17 protein-coding genes are annotated in these 14060 nt (G+C 65.5%); 12 read left to right on the top strand and 5 right to left on the bottom strand.

Features of this window, described 5'->3' with window-relative positions:
* Complete coding sequence (gene nrdR / locus AC2CGW_RS18525; RefSeq protein WP_186669174.1) at positions 1-465, bottom strand: transcriptional regulator NrdR; 465 nt, start codon at positions 463-465, stop codon at positions 1-3.
* Between the two features lie 105 nt (positions 466-570).
* Here nrdR and AC2CGW_RS18520 point away from each other — a divergent pair, with 105 nt between their 5' ends.
* Genes AC2CGW_RS18520 through trxA form a run of 3 tightly spaced genes read left to right on the top strand, consistent with a single transcriptional unit; the run spans position 571 to position 2611 of the window.
* The gene (locus tag AC2CGW_RS18520; RefSeq protein WP_186669173.1) at positions 571-1023 is read left to right on the top strand and encodes a YbaY family lipoprotein; all 453 of its coding nucleotides are present in this window, start codon (positions 571-573) and stop codon (positions 1021-1023) included.
* Position 1024: 1 nt separating this feature from the next.
* Positions 1025-1684, top strand: a complete 660-nt coding sequence (locus AC2CGW_RS18515) for a class I SAM-dependent methyltransferase (protein ID WP_484574415.1) — start codon at positions 1025-1027, stop codon at positions 1682-1684.
* Positions 1685-1723: 39 nt separating this feature from the next.
* Entirely contained in the window at positions 1724-2611 is an 888-nt protein-coding gene (gene trxA, locus AC2CGW_RS18510; protein WP_186711046.1) for a thioredoxin, read from the top strand.
* A gap of 61 nt (positions 2612-2672) precedes the next feature.
* Here the strand turns inward: trxA and AC2CGW_RS18505 are convergent, their stop codons facing one another.
* A complete protein-coding gene (locus tag AC2CGW_RS18505) occupies positions 2673-3020 on the bottom strand; it encodes a hypothetical protein (protein ID WP_186669170.1) in 348 nt (115 codons plus the stop codon).
* Positions 3021-3153: 133 nt separating this feature from the next.
* Here AC2CGW_RS18505 and AC2CGW_RS18500 point away from each other — a divergent pair, with 133 nt between their 5' ends.
* The 5 genes from AC2CGW_RS18500 (at position 3154) to AC2CGW_RS18480 (ending at position 7099) form a co-directional block, all read left to right on the top strand.
* Entirely contained in the window at positions 3154-3753 is a 600-nt protein-coding gene (locus AC2CGW_RS18500; protein ID WP_125930890.1) for a DUF2796 domain-containing protein, read from the top strand.
* Positions 3754-4464, top strand: a complete 711-nt coding sequence (locus AC2CGW_RS18495; RefSeq protein WP_288377816.1) for an ATP-binding cassette domain-containing protein — start codon at positions 3754-3756, stop codon at positions 4462-4464. It begins immediately after the preceding gene.
* Entirely contained in the window at positions 4464-5729 is a 1266-nt protein-coding gene (locus AC2CGW_RS18490; protein WP_186669169.1) for an ABC transporter permease, read from the top strand. Before AC2CGW_RS18495 ends, AC2CGW_RS18490 begins: the two co-directional genes overlap by 1 nt.
* 9 nt (positions 5730-5738) lie before the next feature.
* Positions 5739-6305 carry a DUF3299 domain-containing protein gene (locus tag AC2CGW_RS18485; protein WP_186720293.1) on the top strand — a complete coding sequence of 189 codons (567 nt, stop codon included), beginning with the start codon at positions 5739-5741 and terminating at the stop codon, positions 6303-6305.
* A 110-nt stretch (positions 6306-6415) separates the two neighbouring features.
* Entirely contained in the window at positions 6416-7099 is a 684-nt protein-coding gene (locus AC2CGW_RS18480) for an OmpW/AlkL family protein (protein ID WP_186669167.1), read from the top strand.
* A 183-nt stretch (positions 7100-7282) separates the two neighbouring features.
* Here AC2CGW_RS18480 and AC2CGW_RS18475 read toward each other — a convergent pair whose 3' ends face one another.
* On the bottom strand, positions 7283-8458 hold the full coding sequence (locus AC2CGW_RS18475) for an MFS transporter (RefSeq protein WP_484574414.1): 1176 nt from the start codon (positions 8456-8458) through the stop codon (positions 7283-7285).
* 100 nt (positions 8459-8558) lie between these two features.
* On the opposite strand from AC2CGW_RS18475, the gene AC2CGW_RS18470 reads away from it, so the two are divergent.
* Entirely contained in the window at positions 8559-8987 is a 429-nt protein-coding gene (locus AC2CGW_RS18470; RefSeq protein ID WP_484574413.1) for a winged helix-turn-helix transcriptional regulator, read from the top strand.
* Positions 8988-9071: 84 nt separating this feature from the next.
* On the opposite strand, the gene AC2CGW_RS18465 is transcribed toward AC2CGW_RS18470, so the two are convergent.
* Positions 9072-10004 (bottom strand): NAD-dependent epimerase/dehydratase family protein, encoded by a 933-nt coding sequence (locus AC2CGW_RS18465; protein WP_484574412.1) that lies wholly within the window; start codon positions 10002-10004, stop codon positions 9072-9074.
* On the bottom strand, positions 9997-10881 hold the full coding sequence (locus AC2CGW_RS18460; protein ID WP_186670295.1) for a sugar nucleotide-binding protein: 885 nt from the start codon (positions 10879-10881) through the stop codon (positions 9997-9999). Before AC2CGW_RS18460 ends, AC2CGW_RS18465 begins: the two co-directional genes overlap by 8 nt.
* 437 nt (positions 10882-11318) lie before the next feature.
* Here AC2CGW_RS18460 and AC2CGW_RS18455 point away from each other — a divergent pair, with 437 nt between their 5' ends.
* The 3 genes from AC2CGW_RS18455 to AC2CGW_RS18445 are packed head-to-tail and all read left to right on the top strand — an operon-like array spanning position 11319 to position 14030.
* Positions 11319-12362 carry a Fe(II)-2OG oxygenase family protein gene (locus AC2CGW_RS18455; protein WP_484574411.1) on the top strand — a complete coding sequence of 348 codons (1044 nt, stop codon included), beginning with the start codon at positions 11319-11321 and terminating at the stop codon, positions 12360-12362.
* A 19-nt stretch (positions 12363-12381) separates the two neighbouring features.
* The gene (locus tag AC2CGW_RS18450) at positions 12382-13176 is read left to right on the top strand and encodes a TSUP family transporter (RefSeq protein ID WP_186670293.1); all 795 of its coding nucleotides are present in this window, start codon (positions 12382-12384) and stop codon (positions 13174-13176) included.
* 8 nt (positions 13177-13184) lie between these two features.
* Positions 13185-14030: an alpha/beta hydrolase gene (locus AC2CGW_RS18445; protein WP_186670292.1), complete on the top strand. Its 846-nt coding sequence runs from the start codon at positions 13185-13187 to the stop codon at positions 14028-14030.
* Positions 14031-14060: the final 30 nt, after the last annotated feature.

Genomic DNA, 14060 nt, shown 5'->3' with positions numbered 1-14060 from the left:
TTACTCTTTGGCTGGCTCACGGGCCAGGCGGTCGATTTCTTCACGGAATTCGTCGAGGTCCTGGAAGCGCCGGTACACCGAAGCGAAGCGGATGTAGGCGACTTCGTCGAGCTTGCGCAGCTCGGACATCACCAGCTCACCGACCACCAGCGACTTCACTTCGCGCTCGCCGGTCGCGCGCAGACGGCTCTTGATGTGCGCCAGCGCCGCTTCCAGGCGCTCGACGCTGACGGGGCGCTTTTCCAGCGCCCGCTGCATGCCGGCGCGCAGCTTGTCTTCGTCGAAGGGCTGGCGTGTGCCGTCCTGCTTGATCAGCCGGGGCAGGACCAGTTCGGCGGTCTCGAAGGTGGTGAAGCGCTCGCCGCAGGCGACGCACTCACGGCGACGACGGACCTGTTCGCCTTCGGCGACCAGTCGCGAATCAATGACCTTGGTGTCGTTGGCACCGCAAAAGGGACAGTGCATGGTGGCAGGCAACAAAAAAAGGGAGGGCCATGGTAGCGCATCCCACTGGCAAGACAAGCCAAAGGGGTTACCATCCAGAGAAATCTGCCTGTGAAGGATTACCCCATGCACCATCGAGCCCTCCTCGTCCTGTGCCTGGCCGGCCTGCTCGCCGCCTGCGGCAGCGACCGGCCGAAGACCGAACAGCCTGCGGCGTCCCCCGCGCCCAAGACGGTCAAGAAGAGCGACGAACCGGGCCCGCTGCCGGCCTACCAGCGCGAACTCAGCGGCACCCTGATGGAAATCCCCGCTGGCGCCGAAGTCGAGCTGGCACTGCTGGTGATCGACGAACGCGGCCGTCCCCAGCGCCTGCTGGCCAGCAGCGACCTGACCGGCACCGGCCAGGCCCTGCCCTATCACCTGCGTTTCAACCCCGAGGCCTTCCCGGCCGGTGCCCGGGTCGAGCTGCGCGGTCGCGCCAGCCGCTCCGGCCAACTGATCATGCACCTGCCGCCGCAGCGCATCGTCCAGGCCGAAACCCAGGCCACCGGCCCACTGCGTTTCGAGAAGGCGCCATAAGGTGACACCGCTACACCTGCAACAGGCCCTCACCGGCCTGATTGGCGAGGCGCGCCTGGTCATCAGCGAACTGCCGGGCTGCGACCTCAAGCTGTGGCTGATCGACGCCGAGAACATGGACCGGGCATTCAGCCCCGACGAAACCCGGCGCATCCTCGACGAGCCACCCTACTGGAGCTTCTGCTGGGCCAGCGGCCTGGCCATGGCCCGCTACCTGGCCGTGCATCCCGAATGGGTACGTGACAAGCGTGTGCTGGACTTCGGCGCAGGTTCGGGCATCGCCGGCATCGCTGCAGCCCGCGCCGGTGCGCGGGAAGTGGTCGCCTGCGACCTCGACCCACTGGCCCTGGACGCATGCCGCGCCAACGCCGCGCTCAATGGCGTGACGCTGGGCTACAGCGAGGATTTTTTCGCCGAAGCCGACCGCTTCGACCTGATCCTCGTCGCCGACGTACTGTACGACCGCGCCAACCTGCCCTTGCTCGATGCCTTTCTCGGTCGGGGTCGCCAGGCACTGGTCGCCGATTCGCGGGTGCGTGACTTCAGCCACCCGCTCTATCGCCAGCTCGGCGTGCTCGACGCCCTGACCCTGCCAGACCTGGCCGAGCCGCACGAATTCCGCCGGGTCAGCCTGTACCACGCCAGCCGCGAGCCTTTATAGTGGTGCCATTCCGAATTTGCGAAAGCTGCGAGAGTTGCGATGAGCCAAGCTTCCTCTAACACCGCCACGCCCTACATCTTCGACGCCACCGATGCGAATTTTCAGCAGCTGGTGATCGATAACTCCTTCCACAAGCCCGTGCTGGTGGACTTCTGGGCCGAATGGTGCGCGCCCTGCAAGGCGCTGATGCCGCTGTTGGCGAAGATCGCCGAGGGCTACCAGGGCGAGCTGCTGCTGGCCAAGATCAACTGCGATGTCGAGCAGCAGGTGGTGGCCCAGTTCGGTATCCGCAGCCTGCCGACCGTGGTGCTGTTCAAGGATGGCCAGCCGGTCGACGGCTTTGCCGGTGCCCAGCCGGAGTCGGCCATCCGCGCCATGCTCGAACCTCATGTGCAGATGCCTGCCGCGCCGACCGCCTCGCCACTGGAGCAGGCCAAGGCACTGTTCGCCGAAAGCCGTTTCAGCGAAGCCGAAGCACTGCTGCAGGCCCTGCTCGGTGAAGACAACAGCAACGCCGAAGCGCTGATCTACTACGGCCGCTGCCTGGCCGAGCGCGGCGACCTGGACGCCGCGCAGCAGGTGCTGGACGCGGTCAAGAGCGATGAACACAAGGCCGCGCTGGCCGGTGCCAAGGCGCAGCTGACCTTCCTGCGCCAGGCCGCCAGCCTGCCGGAGGCCGCCGAGCTCAAGAGCCGCCTGGCGCAGAACCCGCAGGATGACGATGCGGCCTATCAGTTGTGCATCCAGCAACTGGCGCGCCAGCAGTACGAAGCCGCGCTGGACGGGCTGCTCAAGCTGTTCCAGCGCAATCGCGCCTACGAGAACGGCCTGCCGCAGAAGGCCATGCTGCAGGTGTTCGACCTGCTCGGCGGCGACCATCCGCTGGTGGGTGTGTACCGCCGCCGATTGTCTTCGGCGATGTTCTGAGCCCCAAGGCGCAGCCACCTCCTGCAGGAGGTGGCATCCAGCCACGCACCGCCCTCGGCAACTAGCCTACCCAGCGATATACCGGCGCATCCGCCCCGCTTTCCACCTTCACTTCACTGCTGTGGCGCAACCGCACCAGCAGCCGCTTGCCTGCCGCAACACTGCCGGCCAACCCTTCCAGCCGCTCGAGCAACTCAGGCCCACTGAGCGCCCCGGCCTGACGCAGCACCTCGCGCGCCGCCGACCACTGGCTATCGTCCTGCCGCGCTGGCGCAGTCACAGGCGTACTCGCCACCTCTGCCACTGCAGGCGCCTCTTCGAGCCTGCGCCCAAGCTGAGCCCACTCCGCCGGGTCCAGTTCGATGGTCAGATCTACCGGCCAGTCGCCGATCTGTCCTCGGATTCTCACGCTGCCTTCCTTCAATCGCGGATCGATGACGTGCATGCTCCCACGACATGAAACCTGCGCCAAGCGTGTGGCATCGACCAGAAAAGTTGTTATAACATTACCAAATCTTTCCCGTCCGCTTCCGGAGTCGTCCATGCGCCGCCTGCTCCTCGCCTTGCCCTTCGCCCTGCTGCCACTGGCCGTTGCCCAGGCCCATGAAGATCACGATCACGACCACGATCATGCCCACGGCACCTTGCCTGCCCACGAGCACGGCGTCGCACGCCTGAACGTCGGCCTGGATGGCAATACCCTGGAGCTGGCGCTGGAGAGCCCGGCAATGAACCTGGTCGGCTTCGAGCATATGCCCGGCAGCGATGCCGACAAGGCCAAGGTCGAGGCCGTGCGCAAGCAGCTCGAACAGCCGCTCAAGCTGTTCGGCCTGGCCAGCGCGGCCGGTTGCAAGGAAGACCAGCAGGAGCTGGAAAGCCCGCTGTTCGGTGACGAGCCATCGGCCAAGGACGACGACGGTGACGACGATCACGACCATGACCACGCGCATGAACACCAGCACAGCGAGATCCACGCGCACTACCAGCTGACCTGCGCAGCTCCGGCCAAGCTGACCCAGATCGACCTGTCGCCGCTGTACAAGGCGTACCCGCAAACCCAGAAGATCAATGTGCAGTTGGTCGGCCCGAACGGCCAGAAGGGCTTCGAAAGCACCCCGGCCAAGGCCGTGGTTGCGTTCTGAATGAGCCAGCCGCTGATCGAACTGCATGACCTGGTCTTCGCCTGGCCAGGTCAGCAGCCGTTGCTGAACATCCCCCAGTTCCGCCTGGAGGCCGGTGAGGCACTGTTCCTCAAAGGCCCCAGCGGCAGCGGCAAGACCACCCTGCTCGGCCTGCTGGGCGGGGTCAACCTGCCCGACCAGGGCGAAGTGCGGCTGCTCGGGCAGAACCTGGCCGAGCTGGGCCAGGGCGCTCGTGACCGTTTCCGCGTCGACCATACCGGGTACATCTTCCAGCAGTTCAACCTGCTGCCGTTTCTCTCGGTGCAGGAAAACGTCGAATTGCCCTGCCGATTTTCGCGCAGCCGCGCCGAACGCGCGGCGCAGCGCCATGGCAGCATCCACCAGGCGGCGGCGCAATTGCTTGCCCACCTGGGCCTGAGCGACCCCGACCTGCTCGCCCGACGCGCCGACACCCTGTCGATCGGCCAGCAGCAACGCGTCGCCGCTGCGCGCGCGCTGATCGGCCAGCCGGAACTGGTGATCGCCGACGAGCCGACCTCAGCGCTCGACGCCGACACCCGCGAGGTGTTCATCCGCCTGCTGTTCGACGAATGCCGCGCTGCAGGTTCCAGCCTGCTGTTCGTCAGCCATGACCAGAGCCTGGCGCCCCTGTTCGACCGCGACCTGTCGCTGGCCGAGCTCAACCGCGCCGCCAAGCCTCGGGAGGCCTGATGTACCTGCTCCGTCTAGCCCTGGCCAGCCTGGCCAACCGCCGTTTCACCGCGTTTCTCACCGCCTTCGCCATCGCCCTGTCGGTGTGCCTGCTGCTGGCCGTGGAGCGCGTGCGTACCGAAGCCCGCGCCAGCTTCGCCAACACCATCAGTGGCACCGACCTGATCGTCGGGGCGCGCTCGGGGTCGGTCAACCTGCTGCTGTACTCGGTGTTCCGTATCGGCAACGCCACCAACAACATCCGCTGGGACAGCTTCGAGCACTACGCCAAGGACCCGCGGGTCAAGTGGGCGATCCCGATCTCCCTGGGCGACTCGCACCGTGGCTACCGGGTGATGGGCACCAACAGCGATTACTTCACCCACTACCAGTACGGGCGCCAGCAGCACCTGCAGCTGAGCCAGGGCCGCCAGTTCGCCAACGACCCATTCGAAGTGGTACTGGGCGCCGAAGTGGCCGAAGCCCTGCACTACAAGCTCGGCGACACCCTGGTGCTGGCCCACGGCATCGCCACCATCAGCCTGGTCAAGCACGACGACAAACCCTTCACCGTGGTCGGCATCCTGCAGCGCACCGGCACGCCCGTGGACCGCACCCTGCACATCAGCCTGGCGGGGATGGAGGCCATCCATGTCGACTGGCAGAACGGCGTACCGGCTCGCGGCGCCGCACGCATCAGCGCCGACCAGGCGCGCACCATGGACCTGCGCCCCACGGCCATCACGGCCTTCATGCTGGGCCTGAACAGCAAGATCGCCACCTTCAGCGTGCAGCGCGAAATCAACGATTTTCGCAGTGAGCCGCTGCTGGCGATCCTGCCGGGCGTGGCATTGCAGGAGCTGTGGGGCATGATGGGCATCGCCGAGCAGGCGTTGTTCGTGGTGTCGCTGTTCGTGGTGCTGACCGGCTTGATCGGCATGCTCACGGCGATTCTCACCAGCCTCAACGAACGGCGACGCGAGATGGCCATCCTGCGTTCGGTGGGTGCGCGCCCCTGGCATATCGCCGGGCTGCTGGTGCTCGAAGCGCTGGCGTTGTCGGTCAGTGGTATCGTCGCCGGGCTGGGGTTGCTCTATGGAGGGATCGCCTTGGCCCAGGACGCGGTACAGTCCAACTACGGGCTGTTCCTGCCGCTGGCCTGGCCAAGCCCGCACGAATGGACCCTGCTGGCGATCATCCTCGGCGCGGCACTGCTGATGGGCAGTGTTCCGGCCTGGCGTGCCTACCGGCAGTCGCTGGCCGATGGCCTGTCGATCCACCTCTGAGAGTTTGTCATGTCGATCCCTGTGGGAGCGGGCTTGTCCGCGAAGAAAGCACTACAGATCCTCCTGCTGTTGCTGCTGGTGCTGATCATTCCGGCCTGGGCGGACGAGCCGCGCGAGCTGGACTGGCCGGCACTGATCCCCGAGGGCGCGCCCGTCATCCCCCCACAGCTCACCCCGCTGCATGACCTCTCGCAGATGGGCAACTCGCTGGGCGACGCGCTCGCTGCCGAGTCTGCTCCGGCAGCCCGCCAGCAGGCGCCCGACGCCCCGGTGGTGAAAGCGCTGGATGGCCAGCAGATCAAACTGCCCGGCTACATCGTGCCGCTGGAAGTGAGCGAAGAAGGCCGCACCACCGAGTTTCTCCTGGTGCCCTACTACGGCGCCTGCATCCACGTGCCGCCACCGCCGTCCAACCAGATCGTGCACATCTTCAGCGAGATGGGCGTGCGCGTCGAAGACCTGTACCAGCCCTACTGGATCGAGGGACGCATGCAGGTCAAGAACACCAGTAGCGAGCTGGCCGACGCCGGATACCAGATGGAAGCCGAGAAAATCTACGCATATGAGCTGAAATGAGAACTGTGTCGCCCGTGTGAAGCCCGCTTCGTTGAGCTGAGTCAAACAATGTGTTTGGACGGCTCCTTACCATTGGACTACTCGATTACTCACGTCCTCTGGGAGCTTCCATGAACAAGACATTGCTCGGTGCCTCGCTCGTCGCGCTGGCGCTCGCAGCCCCCGTTGCCCACGCCCACCAGGCGGGCGACTTCATCCTCCGTGCTGGCGCCATCACCACCGCGCCGAACGAAAGCAGCAGCGATCTCAAGCTCGACGGCGCCAAGGTCTCCGGCACCAAGGCCACCCTCGACAGCGACACCCAACTGGGCCTGGCCTTCGCCTACATGCTCACCGACCACATCGGTATCGAGCTGCTGGCCGCCACGCCGTTCAAGCACACCGTGGGCGTCAAGGGCCTGGGTGGTGGGCTCGACGGCAAGCTGGCCGACATCAAGCAACTGCCACCGACCCTGTCGCTGCAGTACTACCCGATGGAAGCCTCGTCGAAGTTCCAGCCCTACGCCGGTATCGGCATCAACTACACGCTGTTCTTCGATGAAGACCTCAGCAGCGCCCGCAAACAGCAGGGCTTCAGCAACATGAAGCTGCAGGACTCCATCGGCCTGGCTGGCCAGCTGGGCATGGACTACATGCTGACCGACAACCTGTTGGTCAACGCCGCAGTCTGGTACGTCGACATCGACACCAAAGCCACCATCGACGGCCCAAGCGCCTTGGGCGTGGGCAAGACCAAGGTCAGTGTCGATGTCGATCCATGGGTCTACATGGTAGGTATCGGCTACAAGTTCTGACACGCCGCTCCTGCACACCTGCAGGAGCAACTGTCCTGTTCAGAATCTAAAGGCCAGCCCAATCTCCCTGTGGGAGCGGCGGTTCGGCGCCCCGACTTGCCCGCGAACACGGGCGTAGCCCGTGCCAGACTGCGCGGTGTCTTTTTCGCGGGCAAGCCCGCTCCTACACGAGCGCAGCAATCCTCAGCGATGCAGCCGCCACCAATACCCCCACGCCAACGCGCTGATCCCAGCCCCCAGCCCACACACCGCGCCCCACCCCCACGCCCCGTAGACCCAGCTCGCTGCCACCGCCCCTGCCCCGCTGCCAACCGAATAGCAGCACATGTACGCGCCAACCAGGCGACTGGCCATCTGTGCACGCCCGGCCAGCAGCAGGCTCTGGTTGGTCACATGCACCGCCTGCACGGCCAGGTCCAGCATCACCACACCGGCCACCAGGGCCAGCAACGACTGCTCGACGAATAGGCTCGGCAGCCACGACAATGTCAGCAGCCCCAGCGCCAGCCCCGTGGTGCGCTGCCCCAGACCACGATCGGCCAGGCGCCCGGCACGCGAGGCGGCAAGGGCGCCGGCGACACCGGCCAGGCCGAACAGGCCGATCTGGGTGTGGGTTAGTTGCAGCGCACTCAACGGCAGCACCATGCTGCTCCACAGCACGCTGAACGCCGCGAAGATCAGCAGCGCGAACACACCCCGCTGGCGCAGCAGCCGATCATCGCGCAGCAACACCACCATCGAACACAACAACGTCCGGTACCGTTGGCGCTGCCCCGGCGGCCGTGCAGCGGGCATACGCCAGCCGAGCAGCGCCACCATCAGCAGCACCAGCCCGGCAGCTGCGAAATAGACGCCTCGCCAGCCGGCCAGGTCAGCCACGACACCCGCCACCAGCCGCGCCAGCAAAATGCCCAGCACAATGCCGCTGGTGACCGCGCCCACCGCCTGCCCCTGCTGCGCCGGTGTCGCCAGGGTGGCTGCCTGGGCGACCATCAACTGCACCACCACGGCCATCAACCCGACCATCCCCATGGCCGCCAACAGCGCCGCCCAATGCTGGGCCAGGCCGACCGCAACCAGCGCCAGTGCCGACAGCAGCAACTGCGCGAGGATCAAGCGCTTGCGGTCGAGCAGATCACCCAGCGGCACGATCAGCAGCAATCCCAGCGTATAACCTGCCTGGATTGCGCCGACCACCCACCCGACCTGACCACTCGGCACGCCCAGGCTCTGGGCCATGGACTCCAGCAGCGGCTGGGCGCAGTACACCGTAGCCACCGCCAGTGCGCAGGCTGCGGCCAGCAGAAGGGTCAGGCCGCGCGTGAGTTGAAACGACGACGCTTCGTGGGCAGATGACATGCAGACTCCTGGAAATCTGGTTTTAAAATAAAACCACAGGCTGGATTTCTAGCAAATCTGGTTTTAGTCTGCAACCACAGTGACAGATCCGGAATTAGCGATGCTCGACGAAAACAACAGCCGATGCCCCGTAGCCCGAGCCCTCGAAGTGCTCGGCGACCGCTGGGCACTGATGATCCTGCGCGACGCGTTCGATGGGTTGCGCCGCTTCAGCGCGTTCCAGAAGAACCTGGGGCTGGCGAAGAACATCCTCGCCACGCGACTGAAGCTGCTGGTGGAAACAGGGCTCATGGAACTGCAGCCGGCGTCGGATGGCAGTGCGTACAAGGAATATGTGCTGACAGAGAAAGGCCGCTCGGTGTTTCCGATCGTGGTGGGCCTGCGTCAGTGGGGGGAGCGCTTTCAGTTCGAGGCGGGCGAGGCGCGCTCCGTGCTGCTGGACAATGCCAAGGGCGAACCTGTGGCGAAGCTGGAAGTGCGGGCGCGGGATGGGCGGTTGCTGAGGCCAAAGGATTGTCGGCGGGCTTGAAGGTGTTCTGGCCTGTCAGGGCCTGTTCGCGGGTACTCCACTGTCCTGGAGATCAGTGAAGTACCTGCAAGGCCAGCGTGTTTGTCAGTCTTTGCCCAACAAACGCGCCAGCCCCTCGGCGATCGGGGTCGCCTGGGGAAAATCAAAACGCGCCAACAGCCGGTGGTTGTCCGCCCGCGAGTGGCGGATATCCCCCGCGCGCGCCGGGCCATGGCTGATCGTCGGCAAGCTGCCAACCACCTGCTGCAATGCCGCAAGCAAGTGATTCAGCGAAGTCGCCTGGTTCAAGCCGATGTTCACAGCGCCCTCTTCCACCTGCGGCTGCTCCAGCGCCTGCACCATCACCTGCACCAGGTCGCCGACATAGAGGAAGTCGCGGGTCTGCTCGCCATCGCCGAACACGGTGATCGGCAAGCCCTTGGTCGCACGCTCGCAGAAGATGCTGATCACCCCCGAGTACGGCGAAGAGGGATCCTGGCGCGGTCCGAAGATATTGAAGAAGCGGAACACCACCGGCTCCAGCCCATGTTGGCGGCGGTAGAAGTCCAGGTACTGCTCGCCAGCCAGCTTGTCCACGGCGTAAGGCGTCAGTGGCGCCTTGGGCGTGTCCTCGGTGATCGACTGGCCTTCGCCATTGCTGCCGTAGACCGCCGCGCTCGAGGCGAACAGCACCCGGCGCACACCGTTGATGCGCATCGCCTCGCAGACGTTGAGGGTGCCGATGAAGTTGCTCTGGTGGGTCTTGACCGGGTCGTCCACCGACGCCTGCACCGACGCAACCGCAGCGAGGTGGACCACCGCCGCGCAGCCGGCGGCTGCACGGGTAACCAGTGCAGTGTCGGCAACATCACCTTCGATCAGTTGCAGGCGCGGATGGTCGATCTGCAGGTTGCTGCGCTTGCCGGTGGACAGATCATCGAGAATGCGCACCGCATAGCCTTTGTCGAGCAGCGCATCGCACAGGTGGGAGCCGATGAAACCAGCTCCGCCGGTAATGAGGATGGGGGCATCAGCCATGACGATAGAAACGGTCCAGTAAGGGCGGCAAGCCGGCGCGCCAGGCACGGGGCTTGATGCCGAAGGTGTGAAGGATCTTCTTGCAGGCCAGCACCGCATGCTGCGGCTCCTCGCTGGCATCCGGACGCGCGGCGTGGGCCTGTGCGGTGGGGGCCTGCACGGCCAGCTTGTGCCACTGCGCCGCCTCGGAAAGGATAGCTTGTCCCAGCGCCAAGGGTGTTGTCGCCTCGTTGCCGGCGTAATGGTAGGTGCCCCACAGCGGCGCGTCGCAGTCCAGCTGCTTGATCACCGAGAGGATCACCCTGGCAGCGTCGTCCACCGGCGTCGGGTTGCCGCGGCGGTCATCGGCCAGCAGCAGCTCCTGCGGTTGCTCGGCGCGAGTCAGGAAACGCCCGAGTGCGCCGTCAAGGCTTTCGTCCAGCACCCAGCCGAAACGCAGCAGCACATGTTGCGGGCAGGCCGCACGCACGCTCTGCTCGATACGCCACAGCGCCTGGCCACGCAGGCCCAGCGGCACCGGCTCGTCCTTCTCGCTGTAGGAAGTGGCGCGCGAACCGTCGAACACGCGGTAGCTGGAGGGCTGGACCAGAGTGATCTCGTGGTGCTGGCACAGTTCGGCCAGACGCTCCACGGCACGCTCCTGAAGGGCCAGGCGCTGTTCGCTGACCGACTCGGCCTGGAACCAGTCGAAGTAATAGGCCAGGTTGACCAGGGTGTCGGGGCGGTGATCGTCGAGCAACTGGGTGAGGCTGGCCGGATCCCAGCCCTCGTCCGGCGGGCGCGGAGCCAGGAACGCGATGTCTTCCTCGGCCCCAAGACGAATCAGCGCTTGCCCGAGGGCATTGCCACCACCCAACAGCATCAGGCGCATACGCATAGAGTCAGCAGGTCCGCTCAGATCGATTAAGGGAAAGGGGTCATTTTGCGGTTTCCGCCTGGGGAAGTCCAACCCTTGGGGTTCGCTTGTCTTTGTGTGGGAAATTTCCAATAGGCATCGAAGATTTCTCTGTCGCTCACATAAAACCGGTCTTGCACCACGGCAGACGAAAACCCTGAACTAATAGCAGAAGCCGGGGCATGGCAGCCCCGTGTGCGCACCCGACAATCAGGAGAATCACCATGGCGTGCCTGCTTCGTTCTTCACAACGCTTCACAGCCGTGAAATTTTCTCGCCCCTCTTTTGCGCCTTCGGAAACTACCCGATACTGCGCGGCAGTTGGCCACTACAGACTGTATTCACCGCAGTCAGGCCAACGCACTCCAGCTGTCGGCCGGCACGGAACGCCAACACAACAATAACAAGGAAGGTTTCCCATGCAGGATTCCGAAGTCGCGTACCTGGAATTTACCCAGGACCAAGCCGATGCGCTGTTCGTCGCCAGTCAATCCCTCGCCCGACTTGGCGGCCCGGAAGTCTTCGGGGCGGCTGGCAAGGCACGGCAATCTGCCGAAACGCTGGCAGAATCGCTCGCCCCCCAGCAACAGGCAACACTGCGGCGCTTCGCCGACGGCACGCTGTCGGCACTGATGTACCGCGGCATGACCAGCCCGGACGACGACCCCATTCCCGAATACCTGCCTGAACTGCAGGGCCTGGAGCACGACCCCCGCTGCCTCTACCTGGCCTCGCGCAACCAGATCCTGCTGGAACTGGTGCGTTACCGGGCGTTCGCCTTCGATATCGACAACGAAGGCAAGCAGGTGCGTCTGGTCGGCAACTTCAAGGGCGGCGGCAGCCAGCCGCACCCGGAGGAAATCCGCGACACCCGCGTGGAACTCAGCTCCCACGCCGGTCTGCGCCTGGGCCCACACACCGAAGCTCCGTACAACTGCTCGGTGATCGCTCGCGATGACCATTCGCCTGCGCCCTCTGCACTGATCCTCACCGCGCGCTGGAACCCGGCGAACGAGCCTACCCACGTCATCCCCATGCGCGAGGTCATCGAAGGCCTGGGCAGCCTGCATGCGCTGGCGCTGACCTCGGCATCGTTCGACTTCACCCGCAGCGACTGCTTCGTCGCCGGCAGCGGCGAACCGGAGCAGGCCACCGCGATGCTGCAGTTCGACGCCAATGGCGGCTTCGCCCTGCGCTACAACTCGTACCGGTTCTCGCTCAACGACCAGGCCAGCGACCTCGCCGCCCAGGCCTTCGACGCCTTCCAGCAACGGGTCGCCGAGACACGGCCACGGCCCTTCGTGCTGCAACCGGACACTGCTTTGGTGATCAACAACAACCGCGCCCTGCATGGTCGCGACATCGTCCAGGACAACCGTCGCCTGCTGGTGCGGCTGTTCGGCTACTCCCCCTTCGCCCAACCTCGGGTGATCACTCCGGATCCGCTGCTGGTGCGCGGCTGAATAAAAGGAACGTGCGGTAATGATGGAAATCGATGTCTCCCTGCTGCTGACCCTGGCGTCGGTGGCGCTGATGGCCGGCTTCTTCGACGCCATCGCGGGTGGCGGCGGGCTGATCACCCTGCCGGTACTGTTCGTCGCCGGCATCGACCCGTTGGCGGCCATCGCCACCAACAAGTTCCAGGCGGCCTCGGCGACGGTGTCGGCCACCGTCGCCTTCGCCCGCAAGGGCATGATCGACTGGCAACGCGGCCTGCCCATGGCCGCCATGGCCTTCACCGGAGGCGCCCTCGGGGCGCTGTCGGTGAGCCTGGTGCCCAAGACGTTCCTGCAGGCCTGCGTGCCGGTGCTGCTGATCCTGGTGGCGGCCTACTTCGCCTTCAGCCCCAAGCCCGACGAGCACGAGCGCAAGGCGAAGATCTCCAACGCGGTGTTCTGCCTGACCGCCGCACCGCTGATCGGCTTCTATGACGGCGTGTTCGGTCCCGGGGTGGGTTCGTTCTTCATGCTCGCCTGCGTGATCCTGCTCGGCCAGCACCTGCTGCGCGCGGTGTGCAACAGCAAGCTGCTCAACGCCGCGTGCAACCTGGGCGCCCTCTCGGTATTCTCGCTGAGCGGGGCGATCATCTGGCCCCTGGCCCTGGCGATGGCCTGTGCCGCGTTCATCGGTGCGCAACTGGGCGCACGCTGCGCGGTGCATTTCGGGCCCAGGCTGATCAAGCCGTTGCTGGTCTGCGTGTGCTGCATCATGGCCCTCAAGCTGCTGCTTGGCGCAGGCAACCCGCTCGGCGAATGGCTGCAACATCAGTTCCTCTAAGGAGCGCCATGGACTTTGCGAACACCTCCGAGCAACGCAGCACCTGGCAGTACGACGAACCCGCGCCGGGCACCGAAGGCTTCATCGACGAAGCCTTCGACGGTTATCAGCAACAGGCACGCCTGCTGCTGCCCGACAGCGAGCGGGCACCGCCGCTGTTCGTGGTCGGCGGTGCACGCTCGGACTTCACCCGCCTCAACCCGCTGCTCTATCGCCTGCAACGCCAGGGCATCGGCTCGCTGACCGGCAACCTGTCCGGCCACAGCAAGGCGAGCGAGCCCGGCGCCAGCGCACCGACACTGGCGATCAACCTGCAGGAGGCCCGGCGCTTCCACCGGCATATCGCCGAGCGCTGCCGCACCCTGGTCGGCCACAGCCTGGGCGGCGCGATTGCCCTCAAGCTTGCGGCGCAACTGCCAGACATCGACAAGCTGGTGCTGATCTGCCCGGCGGTCTATCCCGATGACGCCCATGACGCGCCGTTCGGGCCGGCCTTCAGCGCGGCGATCCGCAAGCCCTACGCCTTTCTCGACTGTGACAGCTACGCCTTCCTGCGCCAGTTCCAGGGGCGGGTACTGCTGGTGATCGGCGAGTACGACGGCCTCAACTCCCAGACCCACGGCCAGGGCCCCGGCACGTCGGCCGGCACCCGCCTGCTGCGCGGTGTGCAGCGCTACAGCCCGATCCCGGAGGAAGTCACCCATGCGCTGCTGCGCTCGGTGCCGGCGCCCCATGTGGAGTGCCTGTTGCTGACCGACTGCGACCACGGCATCGCCGCGCACCTGCGCGATGCACCGGAAATTGCCGATCAGGTGGCCGATGCGGTGGCGGCGTTCATTCTCGACCAGGGGTGACAGGTTGGGCACCGTGGCTTGCTTTTCGCG

The sequence above is a fragment of the Pseudomonas sp. SYWMCR5 genome (assembly GCF_057197165.1).
The sequence above is the reverse complement of the archived record's forward strand: the minus strand, read 5'-3'. Positions and strand labels throughout refer to the sequence as shown.

Excerpts from the sequence above, each read along its gene's own strand:
- nrdR (WP_186669174.1), bottom strand. The coding sequence starts at position 465 with ATGCACTGTCCCTTTTGCGGTGCCAACGACACCAAGGTCATTGATTCG.
- AC2CGW_RS18520 (WP_186669173.1), top strand. The coding sequence starts at position 571 with ATGCACCATCGAGCCCTCCTCGTCCTGTGCCTGGCCGGCCTGCTCGCC.
- trxA (WP_186711046.1), top strand. The coding sequence starts at position 1,724 with ATGAGCCAAGCTTCCTCTAACACCGCCACGCCCTACATCTTCGACGCC.
- AC2CGW_RS18500 (WP_125930890.1), top strand. The coding sequence starts at position 3,154 with ATGCGCCGCCTGCTCCTCGCCTTGCCCTTCGCCCTGCTGCCACTGGCC.
- AC2CGW_RS18495 (WP_288377816.1), top strand. The coding sequence starts at position 3,754 with ATGAGCCAGCCGCTGATCGAACTGCATGACCTGGTCTTCGCCTGGCCA.
- AC2CGW_RS18490 (WP_186669169.1), top strand. The coding sequence starts at position 4,464 with ATGTACCTGCTCCGTCTAGCCCTGGCCAGCCTGGCCAACCGCCGTTTC.
- AC2CGW_RS18485 (WP_186720293.1), top strand. The coding sequence starts at position 5,739 with ATGTCGATCCCTGTGGGAGCGGGCTTGTCCGCGAAGAAAGCACTACAG.
- AC2CGW_RS18480 (WP_186669167.1), top strand. The coding sequence starts at position 6,416 with ATGAACAAGACATTGCTCGGTGCCTCGCTCGTCGCGCTGGCGCTCGCA.
- AC2CGW_RS18475 (WP_484574414.1), bottom strand. The coding sequence starts at position 8,458 with ATGTCATCTGCCCACGAAGCGTCGTCGTTTCAACTCACGCGCGGCCTG.
- AC2CGW_RS18470 (WP_484574413.1), top strand. The coding sequence starts at position 8,559 with ATGCTCGACGAAAACAACAGCCGATGCCCCGTAGCCCGAGCCCTCGAA.
- AC2CGW_RS18465 (WP_484574412.1), bottom strand. The coding sequence starts at position 10,004 with ATGGCTGATGCCCCCATCCTCATTACCGGCGGAGCTGGTTTCATCGGC.
- AC2CGW_RS18460 (WP_186670295.1), bottom strand. The coding sequence starts at position 10,881 with ATGCGTATGCGCCTGATGCTGTTGGGTGGTGGCAATGCCCTCGGGCAA.
- AC2CGW_RS18455 (WP_484574411.1), top strand. The coding sequence starts at position 11,319 with ATGCAGGATTCCGAAGTCGCGTACCTGGAATTTACCCAGGACCAAGCC.
- AC2CGW_RS18450 (WP_186670293.1), top strand. The coding sequence starts at position 12,382 with ATGATGGAAATCGATGTCTCCCTGCTGCTGACCCTGGCGTCGGTGGCG.
- AC2CGW_RS18445 (WP_186670292.1), top strand. The coding sequence starts at position 13,185 with ATGGACTTTGCGAACACCTCCGAGCAACGCAGCACCTGGCAGTACGAC.